The sequence below is a fragment of the Bradyrhizobium sp. BWC-3-1 genome (assembly GCF_032917965.1).
Lineage (GTDB): Bacteria > Pseudomonadota > Alphaproteobacteria > Rhizobiales > Xanthobacteraceae > Bradyrhizobium > Bradyrhizobium canariense_D.
The window spans coordinates 4149932-4163912 of record NZ_CP136625.1 but is presented as its reverse complement, the minus strand read 5'-3'; the positions used below and the strand labels follow the sequence as shown (position 1 = coordinate 4163912).

12 protein-coding genes and 2 pseudogenes are annotated in these 13981 nt (G+C 66.3%); 9 read left to right on the top strand and 5 right to left on the bottom strand.

Going from position 1 to position 13981, the window contains the following annotated elements; translation table 11 throughout:
* Window positions 1–70: 70 nt before the first annotated feature.
* Together RX329_RS20200 and RX329_RS20195 are read left to right on the top strand one after the other, a co-directional pair.
* Window positions 71–961 (top strand): LysR family transcriptional regulator, encoded by an 891-nt coding sequence (locus RX329_RS20200; RefSeq protein ID WP_085395636.1) that lies wholly within the window; start codon window positions 71–73, stop codon window positions 959–961.
* Between the two features lie 214 nt (window positions 962–1175).
* Window positions 1176–2111, top strand: a complete 936-nt coding sequence (locus tag RX329_RS20195; RefSeq protein ID WP_085351410.1) for a cyclase family protein — start codon at window positions 1176–1178, stop codon at window positions 2109–2111.
* A 58-nt stretch (window positions 2112–2169) separates the two neighbouring features.
* Here the strand turns inward: RX329_RS20195 and RX329_RS20190 are convergent.
* Window positions 2170–2379, bottom strand: a pseudogene (locus tag RX329_RS20190) (hypothetical protein); the annotation flags it as partial.
* Window positions 2380–2425: 46 nt separating this feature from the next.
* On the opposite strand from RX329_RS20190, the gene ruvX reads away from it, so the two are divergent.
* Both ruvX and RX329_RS20180 read left to right on the top strand, forming a co-directional pair.
* Window positions 2426–2917, top strand: a complete 492-nt coding sequence (gene ruvX, locus RX329_RS20185) for a Holliday junction resolvase RuvX (RefSeq protein ID WP_007603328.1) — start codon at window positions 2426–2428, stop codon at window positions 2915–2917.
* A 3-nt stretch (window positions 2918–2920) separates the two neighbouring features.
* The gene (locus RX329_RS20180; protein ID WP_085351408.1) at window positions 2921–3844 is read left to right on the top strand and encodes an AEC family transporter; all 924 of its coding nucleotides are present in this window, start codon (window positions 2921–2923) and stop codon (window positions 3842–3844) included.
* Here RX329_RS20180 and RX329_RS20175 read toward each other — a convergent pair.
* From RX329_RS20175 to RX329_RS20165, 3 genes are read right to left on the bottom strand one after another with little or no spacing between them, the layout of a single operon-like run.
* Complete coding sequence (locus tag RX329_RS20175; protein WP_085395656.1) at window positions 3841–4605, bottom strand: CPBP family intramembrane glutamic endopeptidase; 765 nt, start codon at window positions 4603–4605, stop codon at window positions 3841–3843. The two genes, RX329_RS20180 and RX329_RS20175, sit on opposite strands and share 4 nt — an antisense overlap.
* 23 nt (window positions 4606–4628) lie before the next feature.
* Complete coding sequence (locus tag RX329_RS20170; RefSeq protein WP_085395635.1) at window positions 4629–6272, bottom strand: acyl-CoA dehydrogenase family protein; 1644 nt, start codon at window positions 6270–6272, stop codon at window positions 4629–4631.
* Window positions 6273–6292: 20 nt separating this feature from the next.
* A complete protein-coding gene (locus RX329_RS20165; RefSeq protein WP_085351450.1) occupies window positions 6293–7063 on the bottom strand; it encodes a M15 family metallopeptidase in 771 nt (256 codons plus the stop codon).
* A gap of 226 nt (window positions 7064–7289) precedes the next feature.
* On the opposite strand from RX329_RS20165, the gene RX329_RS20160 reads away from it, so the two are divergent.
* The 4 genes from RX329_RS20160 (at window position 7290) to RX329_RS20145 (ending at window position 11526) form a co-directional block, all read left to right on the top strand.
* Window positions 7290–8237: an aspartate carbamoyltransferase catalytic subunit gene (locus RX329_RS20160; protein WP_007603315.1), complete on the top strand. Its 948-nt coding sequence runs from the start codon at window positions 7290–7292 to the stop codon at window positions 8235–8237.
* Complete coding sequence (locus tag RX329_RS20155) at window positions 8237–9544, top strand: dihydroorotase (RefSeq protein ID WP_198959261.1); 1308 nt, start codon at window positions 8237–8239, stop codon at window positions 9542–9544. Before RX329_RS20160 ends, RX329_RS20155 begins: the two co-directional genes overlap by 1 nt.
* A 32-nt stretch (window positions 9545–9576) precedes the next feature.
* Complete coding sequence (gene plsY, locus RX329_RS20150) at window positions 9577–10173, top strand: glycerol-3-phosphate 1-O-acyltransferase PlsY (RefSeq protein WP_085351406.1); 597 nt, start codon at window positions 9577–9579, stop codon at window positions 10171–10173.
* A 144-nt stretch (window positions 10174–10317) separates the two neighbouring features.
* Window positions 10318–11526, top strand: a complete 1209-nt coding sequence (locus tag RX329_RS20145; RefSeq protein WP_085351405.1) for a patatin-like phospholipase family protein — start codon at window positions 10318–10320, stop codon at window positions 11524–11526.
* Here the strand turns inward: RX329_RS20145 and RX329_RS20140 are convergent.
* Window positions 11518–12762, bottom strand: a complete 1245-nt coding sequence (locus tag RX329_RS20140) for an amidase (RefSeq protein ID WP_018458324.1) — start codon at window positions 12760–12762, stop codon at window positions 11518–11520. The two genes, RX329_RS20145 and RX329_RS20140, sit on opposite strands and share 9 nt — an antisense overlap.
* 90 nt (window positions 12763–12852) lie before the next feature.
* Between RX329_RS20140 and dprA the strand changes: the two are divergent.
* A pseudogene (gene dprA, locus RX329_RS20135) lies at window positions 12853–13974 on the top strand (DNA-processing protein DprA); the annotation flags it as partial.
* Window positions 13975–13981 lie beyond the last annotated feature (7 nt).

Here is a 13981-nt window from a genome sequence, read left to right as displayed (position 1 = left end):
TTAGTCCAGAATACCATTCTCTAAAATTGAATTCTAACGAACGCTACCATCTCAAAAGAGAAACGATATTATGGAACTCAGCGACATCCAGACCTTCGCTGCCGTCGCCCGGACCGGGGGCATCACCCGTGCTGCCGAAGAGCTCAACACGGTGCAGTCGAACGTCACCCAGCGCGTGAAGGCACTGGAAGCCGAGATCGGCACGCCGCTGTTCGAACGCCATAGCCGCGGCATGACCCTGACCGGCGCGGGCAAGCGCCTTTTGCCCTACGCGCAACGGATGTCCGCACTAGCGCGCGAGGCCGTACTCGCGGCCTGCGACGACGGCGAGCCCAAGGGACCGCTCGCGATCGGCTCGATGGAAACGACCGCGGCGGTGCGGCTGCCGCCGCTGTTGGCCGATTTTCATCGCCGCTTTCCCGCCGTCCGGCTGAGCCTGCGCACCGCACCCACGGCCGACCTCGTCGCCTGCGTGCTCGAAGGCACGCTCGACGGCGCCTTCGTCGCAGGCCCGATCGTGCATGCCGATCTCACCGCGACAAGCGCGTTCCGCGAAGAGCTGGTGCTGGTCAGTGCGCGGCGCTGGGCCACGCTCGCCGAGCTGCGCGCCGGCACGCCGGACTCGGGCCCGACCGCACTGACGTTCCGCACGGGCTGCACCTACCGGCAGCGGCTGGAACAGATCTTTGTCGAGTTCGGCTGGCCGTCAGCCGCACGCTTCGAACTCGGCACGCTCGACGGCATGATCGGCTGTGTCGCCGCCGACATGGGCGTGACACTGCTGCCGCGCGCCGTGGTCGAACGCAGTGCGATCAACGGCAGCGTCTCGATCCACGCGCTGAGCCATTCGCACGCGCAGGTCGAGACGCTCTTCATCCAGCGTCGTGCCGGACATCAAACCAGTGCACTGAACGGGTTTGCCGCCTGCCTGAAACAAGACGACGAATTCATCGCGGCCTGAGATGCCAGCGCGTTCCACCGCGCGAAATTCACTGTCACAAATCTGTCGTACTTGATTCAATCGACGCTGCGCACGGAGCGCTGCGTTCAGCCGCCGCAGCATGTCACCGCGAAAAGTTTTGAAGCCGACGGCTTTTCTACGTTAGGATGAGCGACTGGCCAGCGCGAAATCATAACGAAGCCAAACATCGGCAAAAACATCGGGAGGACTATCGATGCGCAATACACTCGTGTTGTGCTGTGTCGCCGCGTTGTCTGCGACGATCGAAACAGCAAGCGCACAAGACTGGACCAAGTCGAAATGGGGACCGAACGACGAGATCGGTGCCGCCAACTACATGACGCCTGAACTCGTGCTGAAGGCTGCATCTCTGGTGAAGACCGGAAAGACCTACGCACTCGGCATCCCCGTTACGTCCAGCACGCCGGCCTATCCGCCGCGCAGCTTCAAGATCACCGTGGTGCAGCCGGGACAGGCAGGCATCGCCGGTCTCGGGCCGAACAAGGCGACCTATAACGACGACATCCTGGACACCTGGGTCGGCATCGGCAGCCAGCTCGACGGCCTCGGCCATCTCGGCGTCGAGCACGTCTACTACAATGGCAACAAGCTCGCCGACTTCGCCGATCCCACCGGGTTGAAGAAGCTCGGCATCGAGAAGGTGCCGCCGATCGTCACTCGCGGCGTGCTGCTCGATATGGCCGCCTATTACAACGCCGATATCGTGAAGGAAGGCACCGCCTTCAACGTCAAGGAGATCGACGAAGTCGCCAAGAAGCAGGGCGTTGAGATCCGCCAGGGCGACGTCGTCATCTTCCACACCGGCTGGCTCAGCCTGATCGGCAAGGACGACAAGCGTTATTCGGCCGGCGAGCCCGGTCTGGGCGTCGAAGGGGCAAAATACCTGACCAGCAAGGGCGTCGTCGCGATCGGCGCCGACACCTGGGCGCTCGAGGTGCTGCCGTTCGAGTCCAAGAACGTGTTCGAGGTGCACCAGATCCTGCTCGCGATGAACGGGACCTACATTCTCGAGAACATGGATACGGCCGCGCTTGCCAGGGACAAGGGCTACGAATTCCTGTTCGTGCTGGGCCAGCCGCGCTGGACCGGCGGCGTGCAGGCAATGATCAACCCGATCGCGATCCGTTGATCCGATACCCGGGCGAGGACCCTGCCGTCCGCAGACGCCCTCGCCCGGCCTGTCTCTCCGGCCTGAGACGCCAGCGCCGCAGCGCCACGACGGCCCAGATCGCCTCGACCACGCCAAACGGCCAGGCCCCTTGCAGGAAGCCGTAAGCCGAACCGAGCACGCAGGCCATTGCGAACATCAGCACGAACCAGTGGCTGCGGTCTTCCAGGGCGTAAGCGACCAGCATCGTTGTCACGGCGAACAAGCCGAATAATGTCAGCGCATCCATGTTCCGGGTTCACTCCGTAGCGCGACGCGTGATATGCGCTAACACCATGCCGGCTCTTATCCTGCCTCTCGTCGATGCTGCAACCCACTGGCCCGAACGCGGCGGGTTGGTCGGCCTTGATCTCGGCACCAAGACAATTGGCGTTGCCGTCTCCAATCCGGACCGCCGGTTGGCTACCGGCGTCGAAACGATCCAGCGCAAGGCGTTCAAGCAGGATGCCGCCCGGCTGCTCGCGATCGCCAGTGAACGCAAGGCCGTCGGCTTCGTGCTCGGCCTGCCCATCAACATGGACGGCAGCGAGGGCCCGCGCGCGCAATCGACCCGGGCGTTTGCCCGAAACCTCGCCGGCCTGACCGCGCTGCCCATCGGCCTCTGGGACGAGCGCCTGTCGACCGCCGCGGTCGAGCGCGAGCTGATCGGCATGGATGTCAGCCGCGCCAAGCGCGCCGAAGTGATCGACGAGCACGCCGCGATCTTCATCCTGCAAGGCGCGCTCGACCGCCTCGCCAATCTGCGCGCAGCCCCGGGGCCTGACTGATCCATGGCCGTCGTGATCGCGGCGCTCCTCCCCGTCTTTATCCTGATCGTGCTCGGCGTGGTGCTGAAGCGCACCCTGATGCGGCTCGATACGCAATGGAACGGGCTTGAGCGGCTGACCTATTTCGTGCTGTTTCCGATGCTGCTGATCCAGACGCTTGTGAAGGCCGACCTGTCCAAGGTCCCGGTCGCAGGGGTCGGCGGTGCGCTGCTGCTGTCGGCGCTCGCGATGTCGCTGCTCTGCCTCGCGCTCCGCCCCGCCCTGTCGCGGCTCGATATCGACGGCCCCGCCTTCACCTCGATCTTCCAGGGCGCGATCCGCTGGCAGACCTATGTGGCGCTGTCCGTCTCTGCCAATATGTTCGGCGAGGTCGGGCTGGCGCTCGCCTCCGTCGCGATGGTGGCGATCATTCCGCTGGTCAACGTCCTCAGCGTCGCGGTGCTCGCCCACTACGCAGCGCCGAAGAAGCAATCCGCGCGCACCGTTGTCATGACGGTTGTCCGCAATCCCCTGATCTGGGCCTGCGTGATCGGGCTCGTCGTCAACGTCATCCACCTGCCGTTGCCGAAGATCTGGCATGACGTGGCGGACGCACTCGGCCGCTCCTCGCTCGCCATCGGCCTGCTCGTCACCGGCGCCGGACTGCATCTTGAAGGCCTGCTCCGCCCCAGCGTGGGCGCCGCCATCGGCGTGGTGTTCAAGCTGGTACTGATGCCCGTGATCGCGCTGGTGCTCGCCGTCTGGTTCGGACTGTCCGGCGACAGCCTCGCGATCGTCGCGATCTGCGCCGCGGTGCCGACCTCGACCAGCGCCTATGTGCTGGCCCGCCAGATGGGCGGCGATGCACCGCTGCTGGCGCAGATCATCACGCTGCAGACGATTTTGGCGGCGATCACCATGCCGATCGCGATCGCGCTGGTGACCTAACTCCCCAGCCACATCGTCAGCACCACTGCCGTCAGATTGTTCAGCGCGTGCAGCACGATCGTGAGCCAAAGCGAGCTGCTGCGGTAGCGCATGTATCCGAACCACAGGCCGATGGAGAAGACCTCGGCGAGGAAGTACAGGTCGTATTGCAGATGCACGACCGTCCACACCAGCGACGACAGGATGATGGCGCCGGGCACGCGCAGAAAGCTCGCCGCCCAGCCGCGAAACAGAAAGCCGCGGGCGAGGACCTCTTCGGACATCGGCGCTGCCACGCTGAAGGCGAACAGCAGCATCAATGCCGCGCCCTTGTCGCGGCCGGATTTCAACAGGTCGGTCATGAAGCCAGGCGTCGCCTCGCGGCCCAGACTCCGCGACATCGTCTCCCAGGCGACCACGATCAGGATCAGCCCGACGGCGCCGAACAGGAGTTGCTTCCAGGACGGCCAATAGAACGCGAGATAGTCGACGAAGGAGGCTTTCTTGATGCGGATGGCCAGCCACACCGCGGCCATCGTCGCCGGCAGGCCCATCGTGACCGAAAACGCGAGCGACGCCGGCTCGCGACCGATGTGCTGCATCGATGCGAGGTCGATTGGGTCGCGGGCGACCCAGACCAGATAGACGATGGCCCCGATCTGCCCGACGAACATGGCTGCGAAGATAGCGATGCCCCACAGCGCCGTGCCCCAGAACTTCCAGACTCGCGGCGGCGCCGGCGTCTCGGTGAGCGGCGGCAGATCGGGATTGAGGGAGTCCATCAGGAGGCTTTCGTTTGGCAGGCTCACGGCAGCGCCCGCTCCAGCAGCGTGCACACGTCGCCGCTCTCGAGCTCGACCGCGCCGTACATGCTGGCGTGGTTCGTGGCGAGGCGCGTGGTGGCGAACAGTTCTGCTTGACGCGGTGACACGCCGTTGAGCGCGGCGGCGGCCGCAAGCAGCGCCAGGTTCTCGACCGCAAGGCGCGCGACGCGCTCGCCATCGGCGCGCCGGAAAGCCTTGCCGATGAACGAGACGGCATCGTCTGCCCCCGGCAGACCTTTGGTCTCGGCAGCAAGCGCTTGCAGCACCGCCATCGCCGCCTCCGGCTCGCGCGAGAGCGCGCGCAGCACGTCGAGGCACATGACGTTGCCCGAGCCTTCCCAGATCGCGTTGACCGGCGCCTCCCGGTAGTGCCTCGCCAGAATGCCGTCCTCGACGTAGCCGTTGCCGCCGAGGCATTCCATGGCTTCGTAGAGAAACGGCGGCGCGCTCTTGCAGGTCCAGTATTTGATCGCAGGCGTCAGCAGCCGCATGTAGGCGGCCTCCGCCGGATCGTGCGGCGTCCGATCGAAGGCGCGGCAGAGCCGCATCACCACAGCCGTGCTCGCCTCCACATGCAGCGCCATGTCCGAGAGTACCGCCTGCATCAGCGGCTGATCGGCGAGACGCTTCTGAAACACGCTGCGGTGCCGGGCGTGATGCAGCGCGTGCGCGAGCCCCGAGCGCATCAGGCCGACCGAGGCGATCGCGCAATCCTGCCGCGTCAGTTGCACCATCTGGATGATGGTGCGGATGCCCTTGCCCTCGCCGCCGACGGCTTCCGCATAGGCACCGACGAACTCGACCTCGGATGACGCATTGGAGCGGTTGCCGAGCTTGTCCTTCAGCCGCTGGAACTGGATCGCGTTCACCGAACCATCCGGCGCGAAGCGCGGCATGAAGAAACAGGTCAGTCCCTGGTCCGCCTGCGCCAGCACCAGGAAGGCGTCGCACATCGGCGCCGACATGAACCATTTGTGCCCGGTGATACGGTAGGCGCCTCCGTCGCGCACCGCGCGCGTCATGTTGGCGCGCACGTCGGTACCGCCCTGCTTCTCGGTCATGCCCATGCCGAGCGTCATACCGCGCTTCTCCCACCACGACGCGAAGGTGGGATCGTAGCTTTTCGTCGACAGCACCGGCATGACCTTGGCGAGCAGATCAGGCTGCGTCGCCAGCGCCGCCACGGAGGCGCGCGTCATCGTGATCGGGCAGAGATGGCCGGTCTCGACCTGCGAGGCCATGTAGAATTTTGCCGCGCGCACGACCTCCGCGGCATCGCCCGCGGGTCTTCCATCCGCAGTCCAAGTCGAATTGTGCACGCCGGCACGGGCGCTGTGAGCCATCAGCTCGTGATAGGCCGGATGAAACTCGACCTGGTCGCGCCGATTGCCCTTGGCATCGAAGGTGCGCAGCTTCGGCGTGTTCTCGTTCGCGACGCGCCCCCGATCGGCCATCGCAGCCGAGCCCCAATGCTTGCCGAACTCCGAGAGCTCCGGTTCCGCCGCTGCACCGCCATTGGCCCTGACCGCCGCGACCAGCGGCTGGTCCACGGCGAACAGATCGACGTCCTCGAACGGCGGCGACTGGTTGAAGACCTCGTGGGTCGCGAAGCTGGGCTGGGTCATCTCGTGTCCTCGGCGCGGAATCAGTTCCGCCGCGGCTGGATCGGGAAATCATAGGCCGCCCCACCCGCCCCCGGCAGGGAAAAATGCCACCACTCCTTCGAATAGTTCACAAAGCCTTGCTTCGCCATCGCAGCCACCAGGCGCTTGCGCCAGGCGCGCTGATCCGGACTGATCGTCGGTGCGGCGGTGTGCCCTTTCACGTCGGTGCAGTCATAGCCCGTGCCCATGTCGACGCTGCCCTCCGGCAATCGCGCCTCGACCGGCGCCGTGCAATCAGCGTAGGACTTTGACGGGTCGTATTTGCCTGAATTGTCGGCGTTGAGATCGACCAGCGTGAGATCGAGCGCTGCGCCCGTCGAATGCTGCGAGCGGCTTGCGATGTAGCCGAGGCGGAACAGCTCGGTCTTGGGAATTTTGGGATTGTAGCGCCGCTCGGCGGCCGTCTCGTGGCCGTTCTGCGACCACCTGACCATGTCGAGCGAGGCCCGCGCCGGCCGGTAGCAGTCGAACATTTTCAGCGAGAGATTTTGCGCCGCCAGTTCCTGCTGGACCGCCTTCAGCCGCAGCCCAACCTCCCGCTTCACCACGCACTCGCCGGCCCCGTAGCCGGCGAGCGGACGGCCGACGAAATTGTTCGAGGTGGCGTAGCGGATGTCCTGGATGATGCTGGGCTCGATGTCGTGCAAATAGAGGAAACCGCCGGGAAGCGATTGGGCGTGGGCCGCGGAAACAAAAGCCGCGACCAAGAGCGCTGTTAGAGTTGTTTTCAGCGGAAATCTCCCCTTCGTCATGGCCGGGCTTGTCCCGGCCATCCACGCCTTTTCTGCGACAGCACCTTAAGAACGTGGATGCCCGGGACGTCTAGCGCGAAGACGCGCTTCGCGCTTCTGCCCGGGCATGACGGAGAAGACCGGGACAGCTCACGCCAGCGATAAGACCGACAGATCGGGGGATAACTCCCCGCCCGGGCTTTCTCCCTTGCCCCCCCGGCCATCCCCGCCTATAGCTCTCGCTTTAATGACATCGAAATCGACCTTCGTCCTCGGCCACCGGCATTTGCTGGGCATCGAGGGCCTTTCCGCGGCCGACATCACCGGCCTCCTCGACCTGTCCGAAGAATATGTCGAGCTCAACCGCCAGGTTGACAAGAAGCGCACCGTCCTGCGTGGACGGACGCAGGTGAACCTCTTCTTCGAGGCTTCCACCCGGACCCAATCGTCGTTCGAGCTCGCCGGCAAACGGCTGGGCGCCGACGTCATGAACATGTCGGTGTCCTCCTCGTCCATCAAAAAGGGCGAGACGCTGGTCGACACCGCCATGACGCTCAACGCCATGCACCCGGATATCCTGGTGGTGCGCCATCACGCCTCCGGCGCGGTGGAACTGCTGGCCCGCAAGGTCGACGGTTCCGTGATCAATGCCGGCGACGGCGCGCATGAGCATCCGACACAGGCGCTGCTCGACGCGCTGACCATTCGCCGCAACAAGGGCCGGCTCGAGGGCCTCGTGGTCGCGATCTGCGGCGACGTGCTGCATTCGCGCGTGGCCCGCTCCAACATCATCCTGCTCAACGCGATGGGCGCCCGCGTCCGCGTCGTCGGCCCCTCCACACTGCTGCCGCCCGGCATCGAGCGGATGGGCGTCGAGGTCGCGCGCGACATGCGCGAGGGGCTCAACGGCGCCGACATCGTTATGATGTTGCGGCTCCAGCGCGAGCGCATGAACGGCTCCTTCGTGCCGTCGACCTCCGAGTATTTCCATTATTTCGGGCTGGACCAGAAGAAGCTCGCCTACGCCAAGCCAGACGCCCTTGTTATGCATCCCGGCCCCATGAACCGCGGCGTCGAAATCGACACCGCGGTCGCGGACGGCGCGCAGTCCCTGATCCGCGAACAGGTGGAGATGGGCGTGGCCGTGCGCATGGCGGTGCTGGAAGCGCTCGCCCGCAACCTGCCGAACGCGTGATGCTCATGTTGACCGACCGCCGACCCATCCTGCTTGCCAATGCCCGCCTCGTCGACCCCAGCAGGGATTTCGATGGCCCCGGCGATGTCCTGATTGCCGACGGCATCATCCGGGAGACCCGCCGCGGCATTGGCGCTGCCGGCGTCCCCGAGGGCACCGACGTCGTCAACTGCGCCGGCAAGATCGTCGCCCCCGGCCTGATCGACATGCGCGCCTTCGTCGGCGAGCCCGGCTTCAGCCATCGCGAGACCTTTGCGTCCGCGAGCCAGGCGGCTGCGACCGGCGGCATCACCACCATCATCTGCCAGCCCGATACCTTGCCGGTGATCGACAACTCGGCGACCGTCGACTTCGTGATGCGTCGCGCCCGTGACACCGCGATCGTCAACATCCAGCCGATGGCGGCGCTGACCAAGGGAATGCACGGCGAGGAGATGACCGAGTTCGGCCTCCTCAAGGCAGCAGGCGCGATCGCCTTCAGCGACTGCGACAAGAGCGTGAGCAATGCGCAGGTGATGCGCCGCGCCTTGACCTACGCGCGCGATTTCGACGCGTTGATCGTGCACTACACCGAGGATCGCGATCTCGTCGGCGAAGGCGTGATGAACGAGGGCGAGTTCGCCTCGCGGCTCGGCCTGATGGGCATCCCGAACGCGGCGGAAGCCGTGATGCTGGAGCGCGACATGCGCCTGGTCGCGCTCACCGGCGGCCGCTATCACGCGGCGTCGCTAACCTGCATCGAGTCGCTCGACGTGCTCAAGCGCGCCCGCGACGCCGGCCTTGCCGTGACGGCCTCAGCCTCGATCAACCACCTTGCGCTGAACGAGAACGACATCGGCCCTTACCGTTCGTTCCTGAAGCTGTCGCCGCCGCTGCGCACCGAGGACGACCGCCGCGCGCTGGTCGCCGCCGTCGCCTCCGGCCTCGTCGACGTCATCATGTCCGACCACAACCCGCAGGACGTCGAGGTCAAGCGCCTGCCTTTCGCAGAAGCAGCCCCCGGCGCCATCGGGCTGGAGACCATGCTCCCGGCGGGCCTGCGCCTCGTGCACAATGACGAATTGGACCTCAAGACGCTGATCCGGGCGATGTCGACCCGGCCGGCCGAGATTTTGGGATTGCCTGGCGGAACCCTGCGCACGGGCAGCCCCGCCGACGTCATCGTGATCGACCCCGATGTGCCCTGGGTGGTCGATCCCGCCGACCTCAAATCGCCCTGCAAGAACACGCCGTTCGACGAGGCCCGCTTTACAGGCCGCGTGGTGCGCACCATTGTCGGCGGACGGACAGTGTACGAGCATGTCTGACGTGCGGAGCTGCAGCCAGGGAATTTGCAGACATGGCGCTTGAACTGTTTCTGCCGGTCGCTTTCGTCATCGGCTACCTGCTCGGCTCGATTCCGTTCGGGCTGATCCTGACCAGGCTCGGCGGCACGCAGGATCTGCGGTCGATCGGCTCCGGCAGCATCGGCGCCACGAACGTGCTGCGCACGGGGCGCAAGGGCCTTGCCGCCGCGACCCTGCTGTTCGACGCGCTCAAGGGCACCGTGGCGGTGGTGATCGCCGGCTACATCGCCGGTCCCAACGCCGCGATGCTGGCCGGGCTCGGCGCCTTCCTCGGCCATCTCTTCCCGGTCTGGCTTCAATTCAAAGGCGGCAAGGGTGTCGCCGTCTATATCGGCATTCTGCTCGGGCTGTTCTGGCCGGCCGCGCTGGTGTTCTGCCTGCTATGGCTCGCGACCGCCTTCACCACCCGCTATTCCTCGCTCTCTGCGCTGGTGGCGTCCTTTATCACGCCGCTGTTCCTGTGGTGGTTCGGCCATCTCGCACTAGCAGCGATGGCCGCGGTGCTGACGCTGCTGCTGTTCTACGCCCATCGCGAGAACATCAAGCGGCTGCAATCGGGCAAGGAAAGCCGGATCGGCGAGAAGGCATAAGCCGGGAATCCACGGATACCGCGGCACCCCTTCTGCATTATATCTCAAATGGTGTTCGCAACTTGCAGCCGAATCACGGCTGTATGGACGAACGGGTTCCTGGCTTGGCCCTGACGTGGGCATGGCTCTACGCGGTTGCTCAGAATGAGCGAAAAGATTGTCAGCGCGCAAGACGATGGCGATTTGCGAGGTGCTGCCTGCACCGCGGCAAGCCGGCTACTCTCGACGACGGACATCTGGTCTAGTGCGCCCTCGCCGCTTGTCGCTCCAGCGCCTACTTCCGTCCCACCTCCACCGCGCGAGCCCGATCCGATCGTGGAAGCGGGGAAACCAGCCGAAATCCTAACTGCAGCGCCCGTCACGCACGATCGGACCCCGCGGCAATGGCCGCCGCGAAAATTGTCGCTGGCGCTTCAGGGCGGCGGCACCTTCGCTGCTTTCACCTGGGGCGTGCTGGAGCGGCTGCTGGAAGAGCCATCGATCGCGATCGACACCATCAGCGGCGCCAGTGCCGGCGCCATCAACGCGCTGTTGCTCGCGTCCGGTTTCGCCGAGGGCGGCCGTGAAGGCGCCCGCGCGCGGCTGAACCGGTTCTGGATCCGGCTGATGCACGAAGCCTCGTTCCGATCGCTGATGCTGATCGGCGGCTTCTCGCCGGCGGGAAGCTCGGTCGCGTTCGGCCCGACGCTGCGCTCCGGCCAGTTCGATCCGTTCGATCTCGATCCGCTGCGGCAGGCGCTGTCGCGCGACATCAATTTTTCCGCCTTGCGCGACCCGCGCTGCCCGAAGCTTCTGATCGCGGCGACCCGGATCCGCGACGGGCAGCAGCAGATCTTCCGCAACGACGTGATCACCGCCGACGTCGCGCTGGCCTCGACCTGTCCACCGCTGGTTCATTGCGCGGTCGAGATCGACGGCGAGGCTTATTGGGACGGCGGCCTCGGCGGCAATCCCCCCCTGCTGCGGCTCGTGCAGGACACGACGAACGCCGAAATCCTGCTGGTCCAGGTCACGCCGGCGCGCGACAGCTACGTGCCGATCACACTCGCCGCGATCGACCGCAGGCTGGATCAGATCGCGGCCAACGCCGCCCTCAATGCCGAGATCGCCGCGATCGAATGGGCGCAATCGCAGGCCGCATCGTCGTTGCGGCTCTCCAGGATCGCCGCGGAAGATTTCGTCGACGGCCTGGCGCAGCGCTCATCGACCGATCTCGGCCGCGGCTTCATTCGCGCGCTGCACCGGAACGGCCGCGAGGCTGCCGGGCGCTGGCTCAAGCAAGGTCCAGATCACAGCGCAGCGCCGGCCGCATCCGGCCAGCGCATCGTCGCTCTCGAACCTGCGCTAGCCTGATTTCGCCAGCGCCTGCTCCAGGAACCACGCCGTCGCCAGCGCATGGGCGTCGTTGCCGAAGCGCGCGATCACCTGCACGCCGATCGGGAGGCCATTGGCTTTCAGCACGGGCACGTTGACGCAAGGGTTGCCCATCAGCGTCCAGAGCCTGTTGTAGCGGGGGTCGCCGGTGCTCGCGAGCTCCTTGGCCGGCGGCGTGCCCGGCGCCGAATAGGTCAGCAGCACGTCGAACCGCTCGAACAATTCGCCGATCTCGCGGCGTCCGCGGCGGCTGATCCGGCGCGCGTCGTCATAGTCCTTGGGTGTGAGACCGACCGTCGCATCGAGACTGGCGCGCAGCATCGGCGCGATCTCATCGTGGCGTTCGGAAAATTCCCAGGCGAGCGCGCGATGCGCCTCGAAGTCCTGGATGATCGGGTGGATGCGCCAGGCCTCCTGCACCGCCTGCGGCAGATCGATGGTCTGCACGCTGGCGCCAGCCCGCGTCGCCGCCTTGATCGCGGCCTGCAGCCCCTCCTCGGCGGCCGGCTCCACGGCGCCGGCAAACTCCTGCCTGATAACGCCGATGCGCGGCGCCTTCGCCGGGACGATGCCGGCGAATTCGGTGCGGCCGGTTATTGCCAGCAGTCCGCGCGCGAGATCTTCCGCGCGGGCGCCGAACAGACCGACGGTGTCGAGCGCCCACGAATAGCATTTGACGCCGACCGTCGGCAGCATGCGGAACGACGGCTTAATCGCGGCGGTGCCGCAATAGGCGGCGGGCCGGATCACCGAGCCGCCGGTCTGGGTACCCAGCGCCAGCGGGATCATGCCGGCACCGACGGCCGCGGCCGAGCCCGAGGACGAGCCGCCCGGCGTATGCCCGAGGTTATGCGGATTGAGCGTCGGGGTCGGATCGCGCGAGGCGAATGCCGTGGTCGTGGTCTTGCCGATGATGGTGGCGCCCGCCCGCTTCAGCATCATCACCACAGGCGCGTCCGCGCGCGGCTGCCAGCCGCGATAGATCGATGATCCCATCTCGGTCGGAAAATCGGCGGTGTCGATGATGTCCTTGATCCCGACCGCGATGCCGCGCAGCGGCCCGGCGCCTTGCGCCTTCGCCGAGCTGTCGTAACGGACGAAGGCGTGGACCTCCTTCTCCCGCGCCTCGATGGCTGCATGCGATTGCGCGATGGCGGCCTCGGGCGAAAGCTCGCCCGCTTCGATGCGGCGCTGAAGGTCGGCGAGTGAGATCATGGCAATACCCTTCTTATTGGGATCGCTTTTAGCATCGGGGCAAGGTCGCGCAAGCGCACGTCGCTGTTGCCCACGCCTTCAGGTTGTTCCATGCTGTCCCTGCAAGGAGCCGCCGTGGACGCCATCAATCCAAGTGTAGAGCTGACCGAAGCCGACAGGATCGACCGCCTGCGGCTGATCCGGTCCGACAATGTCGGGCCGCGCACGTTCCGGTCGCTGGTCGAGCATTTCGGCACGGCGCGCGCGGCGCTGGAGCGGCTGCCGGATCTGGCACGCCGCGGCGGTGCGCAGCGATCGGCGCGCATCTGTAGCGCCGACGAGGCGAAAGCCGAGCTCGCCGCGAGCCGCAAGTTCGGCATCACCTGGCTCGCGCCCGGCGAGGACGGTTATCCGGCACGCCTGGCAACACTCGACGATGCGCCGCCGCTGCTCGCCGTGCGCGGCGACCATGCAACGCTGATGCGGCCGATGATTGCGATCGTCGGTTCGCGCAATGCCTCCGGTGCAGGCTTGAAATTCGCCGGTCAGCTCGCCCGCGAACTCGGCGAAGCCGGCTTCGTCGTCATCTCCGGCCTTGCCCGCGGGGTCGACCAGGCCGCACACCGCGCCAGCGTCGAGAGCGGCACCATCGCCGTGCTCGCCGGCGGCCATGACTGCATCTATCCGCCGGAGCATGGCGATTTGCTGGCCTCGATCCTCGACCGCAAGGGTAGCACGATCTCCGAGATGCCGCTCGGCCACGAGCCGCGCGCCCGCGACTTCCCCCGCCGCAACCGGCTGATCTCGGGCGCCGCGCTCGGCGTGGTCGTGGTGGAGGCGGCGCACCGCTCGGGCTCGCTGATCACCGCGCGCATGGCCGCCGAACAGGGTCGCGAAGTGTTCGCCGTGCCGGGCTCGCCGCTCGACCCGCGCGCCGCCGGCACCAACGATCTGATCAAGCAGGGCGCGACGCTCGTCACCGAAGCCGCCGACGTCGTCAACGCGGTCGCACCGATCATGGAGCGGCCGCTGATGCGTACCGCGCGCGAGCCCGACAGCGAGCCGTTCGAGAGCGATCCTCAAGGGCACGACCGCGACCAGATCACCGGCCTGCTCGGCCCTGCCCCTGTCACGATTGACGATCTCGTGCGGATGTCCGGCGCCTCGCCGGCCATCGTGCGTACCGTGCTCTTGGAACTCGAGCTCGCCGGCCGGCTCGAACGCCACGGCGGTCTCGCTG

What these genes read in the sequence shown, in the direction of transcription:
- ruvX (WP_007603328.1), top strand. Translation starts at nt 2,426, where the DNA reads ATGCCGGCTCTTATCCTGCCTCTCGTCGATGCTGCAACCCACTGGCCC.
- RX329_RS20200 (WP_085395636.1), top strand. Translation starts at nt 71, where the DNA reads ATGGAACTCAGCGACATCCAGACCTTCGCTGCCGTCGCCCGGACCGGG.
- RX329_RS20165 (WP_085351450.1), bottom strand. Translation starts at nt 7,063, where the DNA reads ATGACGAAGGGGAGATTTCCGCTGAAAACAACTCTAACAGCGCTCTTG.
- plsY (WP_085351406.1), top strand. Translation starts at nt 9,577, where the DNA reads ATGGCGCTTGAACTGTTTCTGCCGGTCGCTTTCGTCATCGGCTACCTG.
- RX329_RS20140 (WP_018458324.1), bottom strand. Translation starts at nt 12,762, where the DNA reads ATGATCTCACTCGCCGACCTTCAGCGCCGCATCGAAGCGGGCGAGCTT.
- RX329_RS20175 (WP_085395656.1), bottom strand. Translation starts at nt 4,605, where the DNA reads ATGGACTCCCTCAATCCCGATCTGCCGCCGCTCACCGAGACGCCGGCG.
- RX329_RS20170 (WP_085395635.1), bottom strand. Translation starts at nt 6,272, where the DNA reads ATGACCCAGCCCAGCTTCGCGACCCACGAGGTCTTCAACCAGTCGCCG.
- RX329_RS20155 (WP_198959261.1), top strand. Translation starts at nt 8,237, where the DNA reads ATGCTCATGTTGACCGACCGCCGACCCATCCTGCTTGCCAATGCCCGC.
- RX329_RS20180 (WP_085351408.1), top strand. Translation starts at nt 2,921, where the DNA reads ATGGCCGTCGTGATCGCGGCGCTCCTCCCCGTCTTTATCCTGATCGTG.
- RX329_RS20195 (WP_085351410.1), top strand. Translation starts at nt 1,176, where the DNA reads ATGCGCAATACACTCGTGTTGTGCTGTGTCGCCGCGTTGTCTGCGACG.
- RX329_RS20145 (WP_085351405.1), top strand. Translation starts at nt 10,318, where the DNA reads ATGAGCGAAAAGATTGTCAGCGCGCAAGACGATGGCGATTTGCGAGGT.
- RX329_RS20160 (WP_007603315.1), top strand. Translation starts at nt 7,290, where the DNA reads ATGACATCGAAATCGACCTTCGTCCTCGGCCACCGGCATTTGCTGGGC.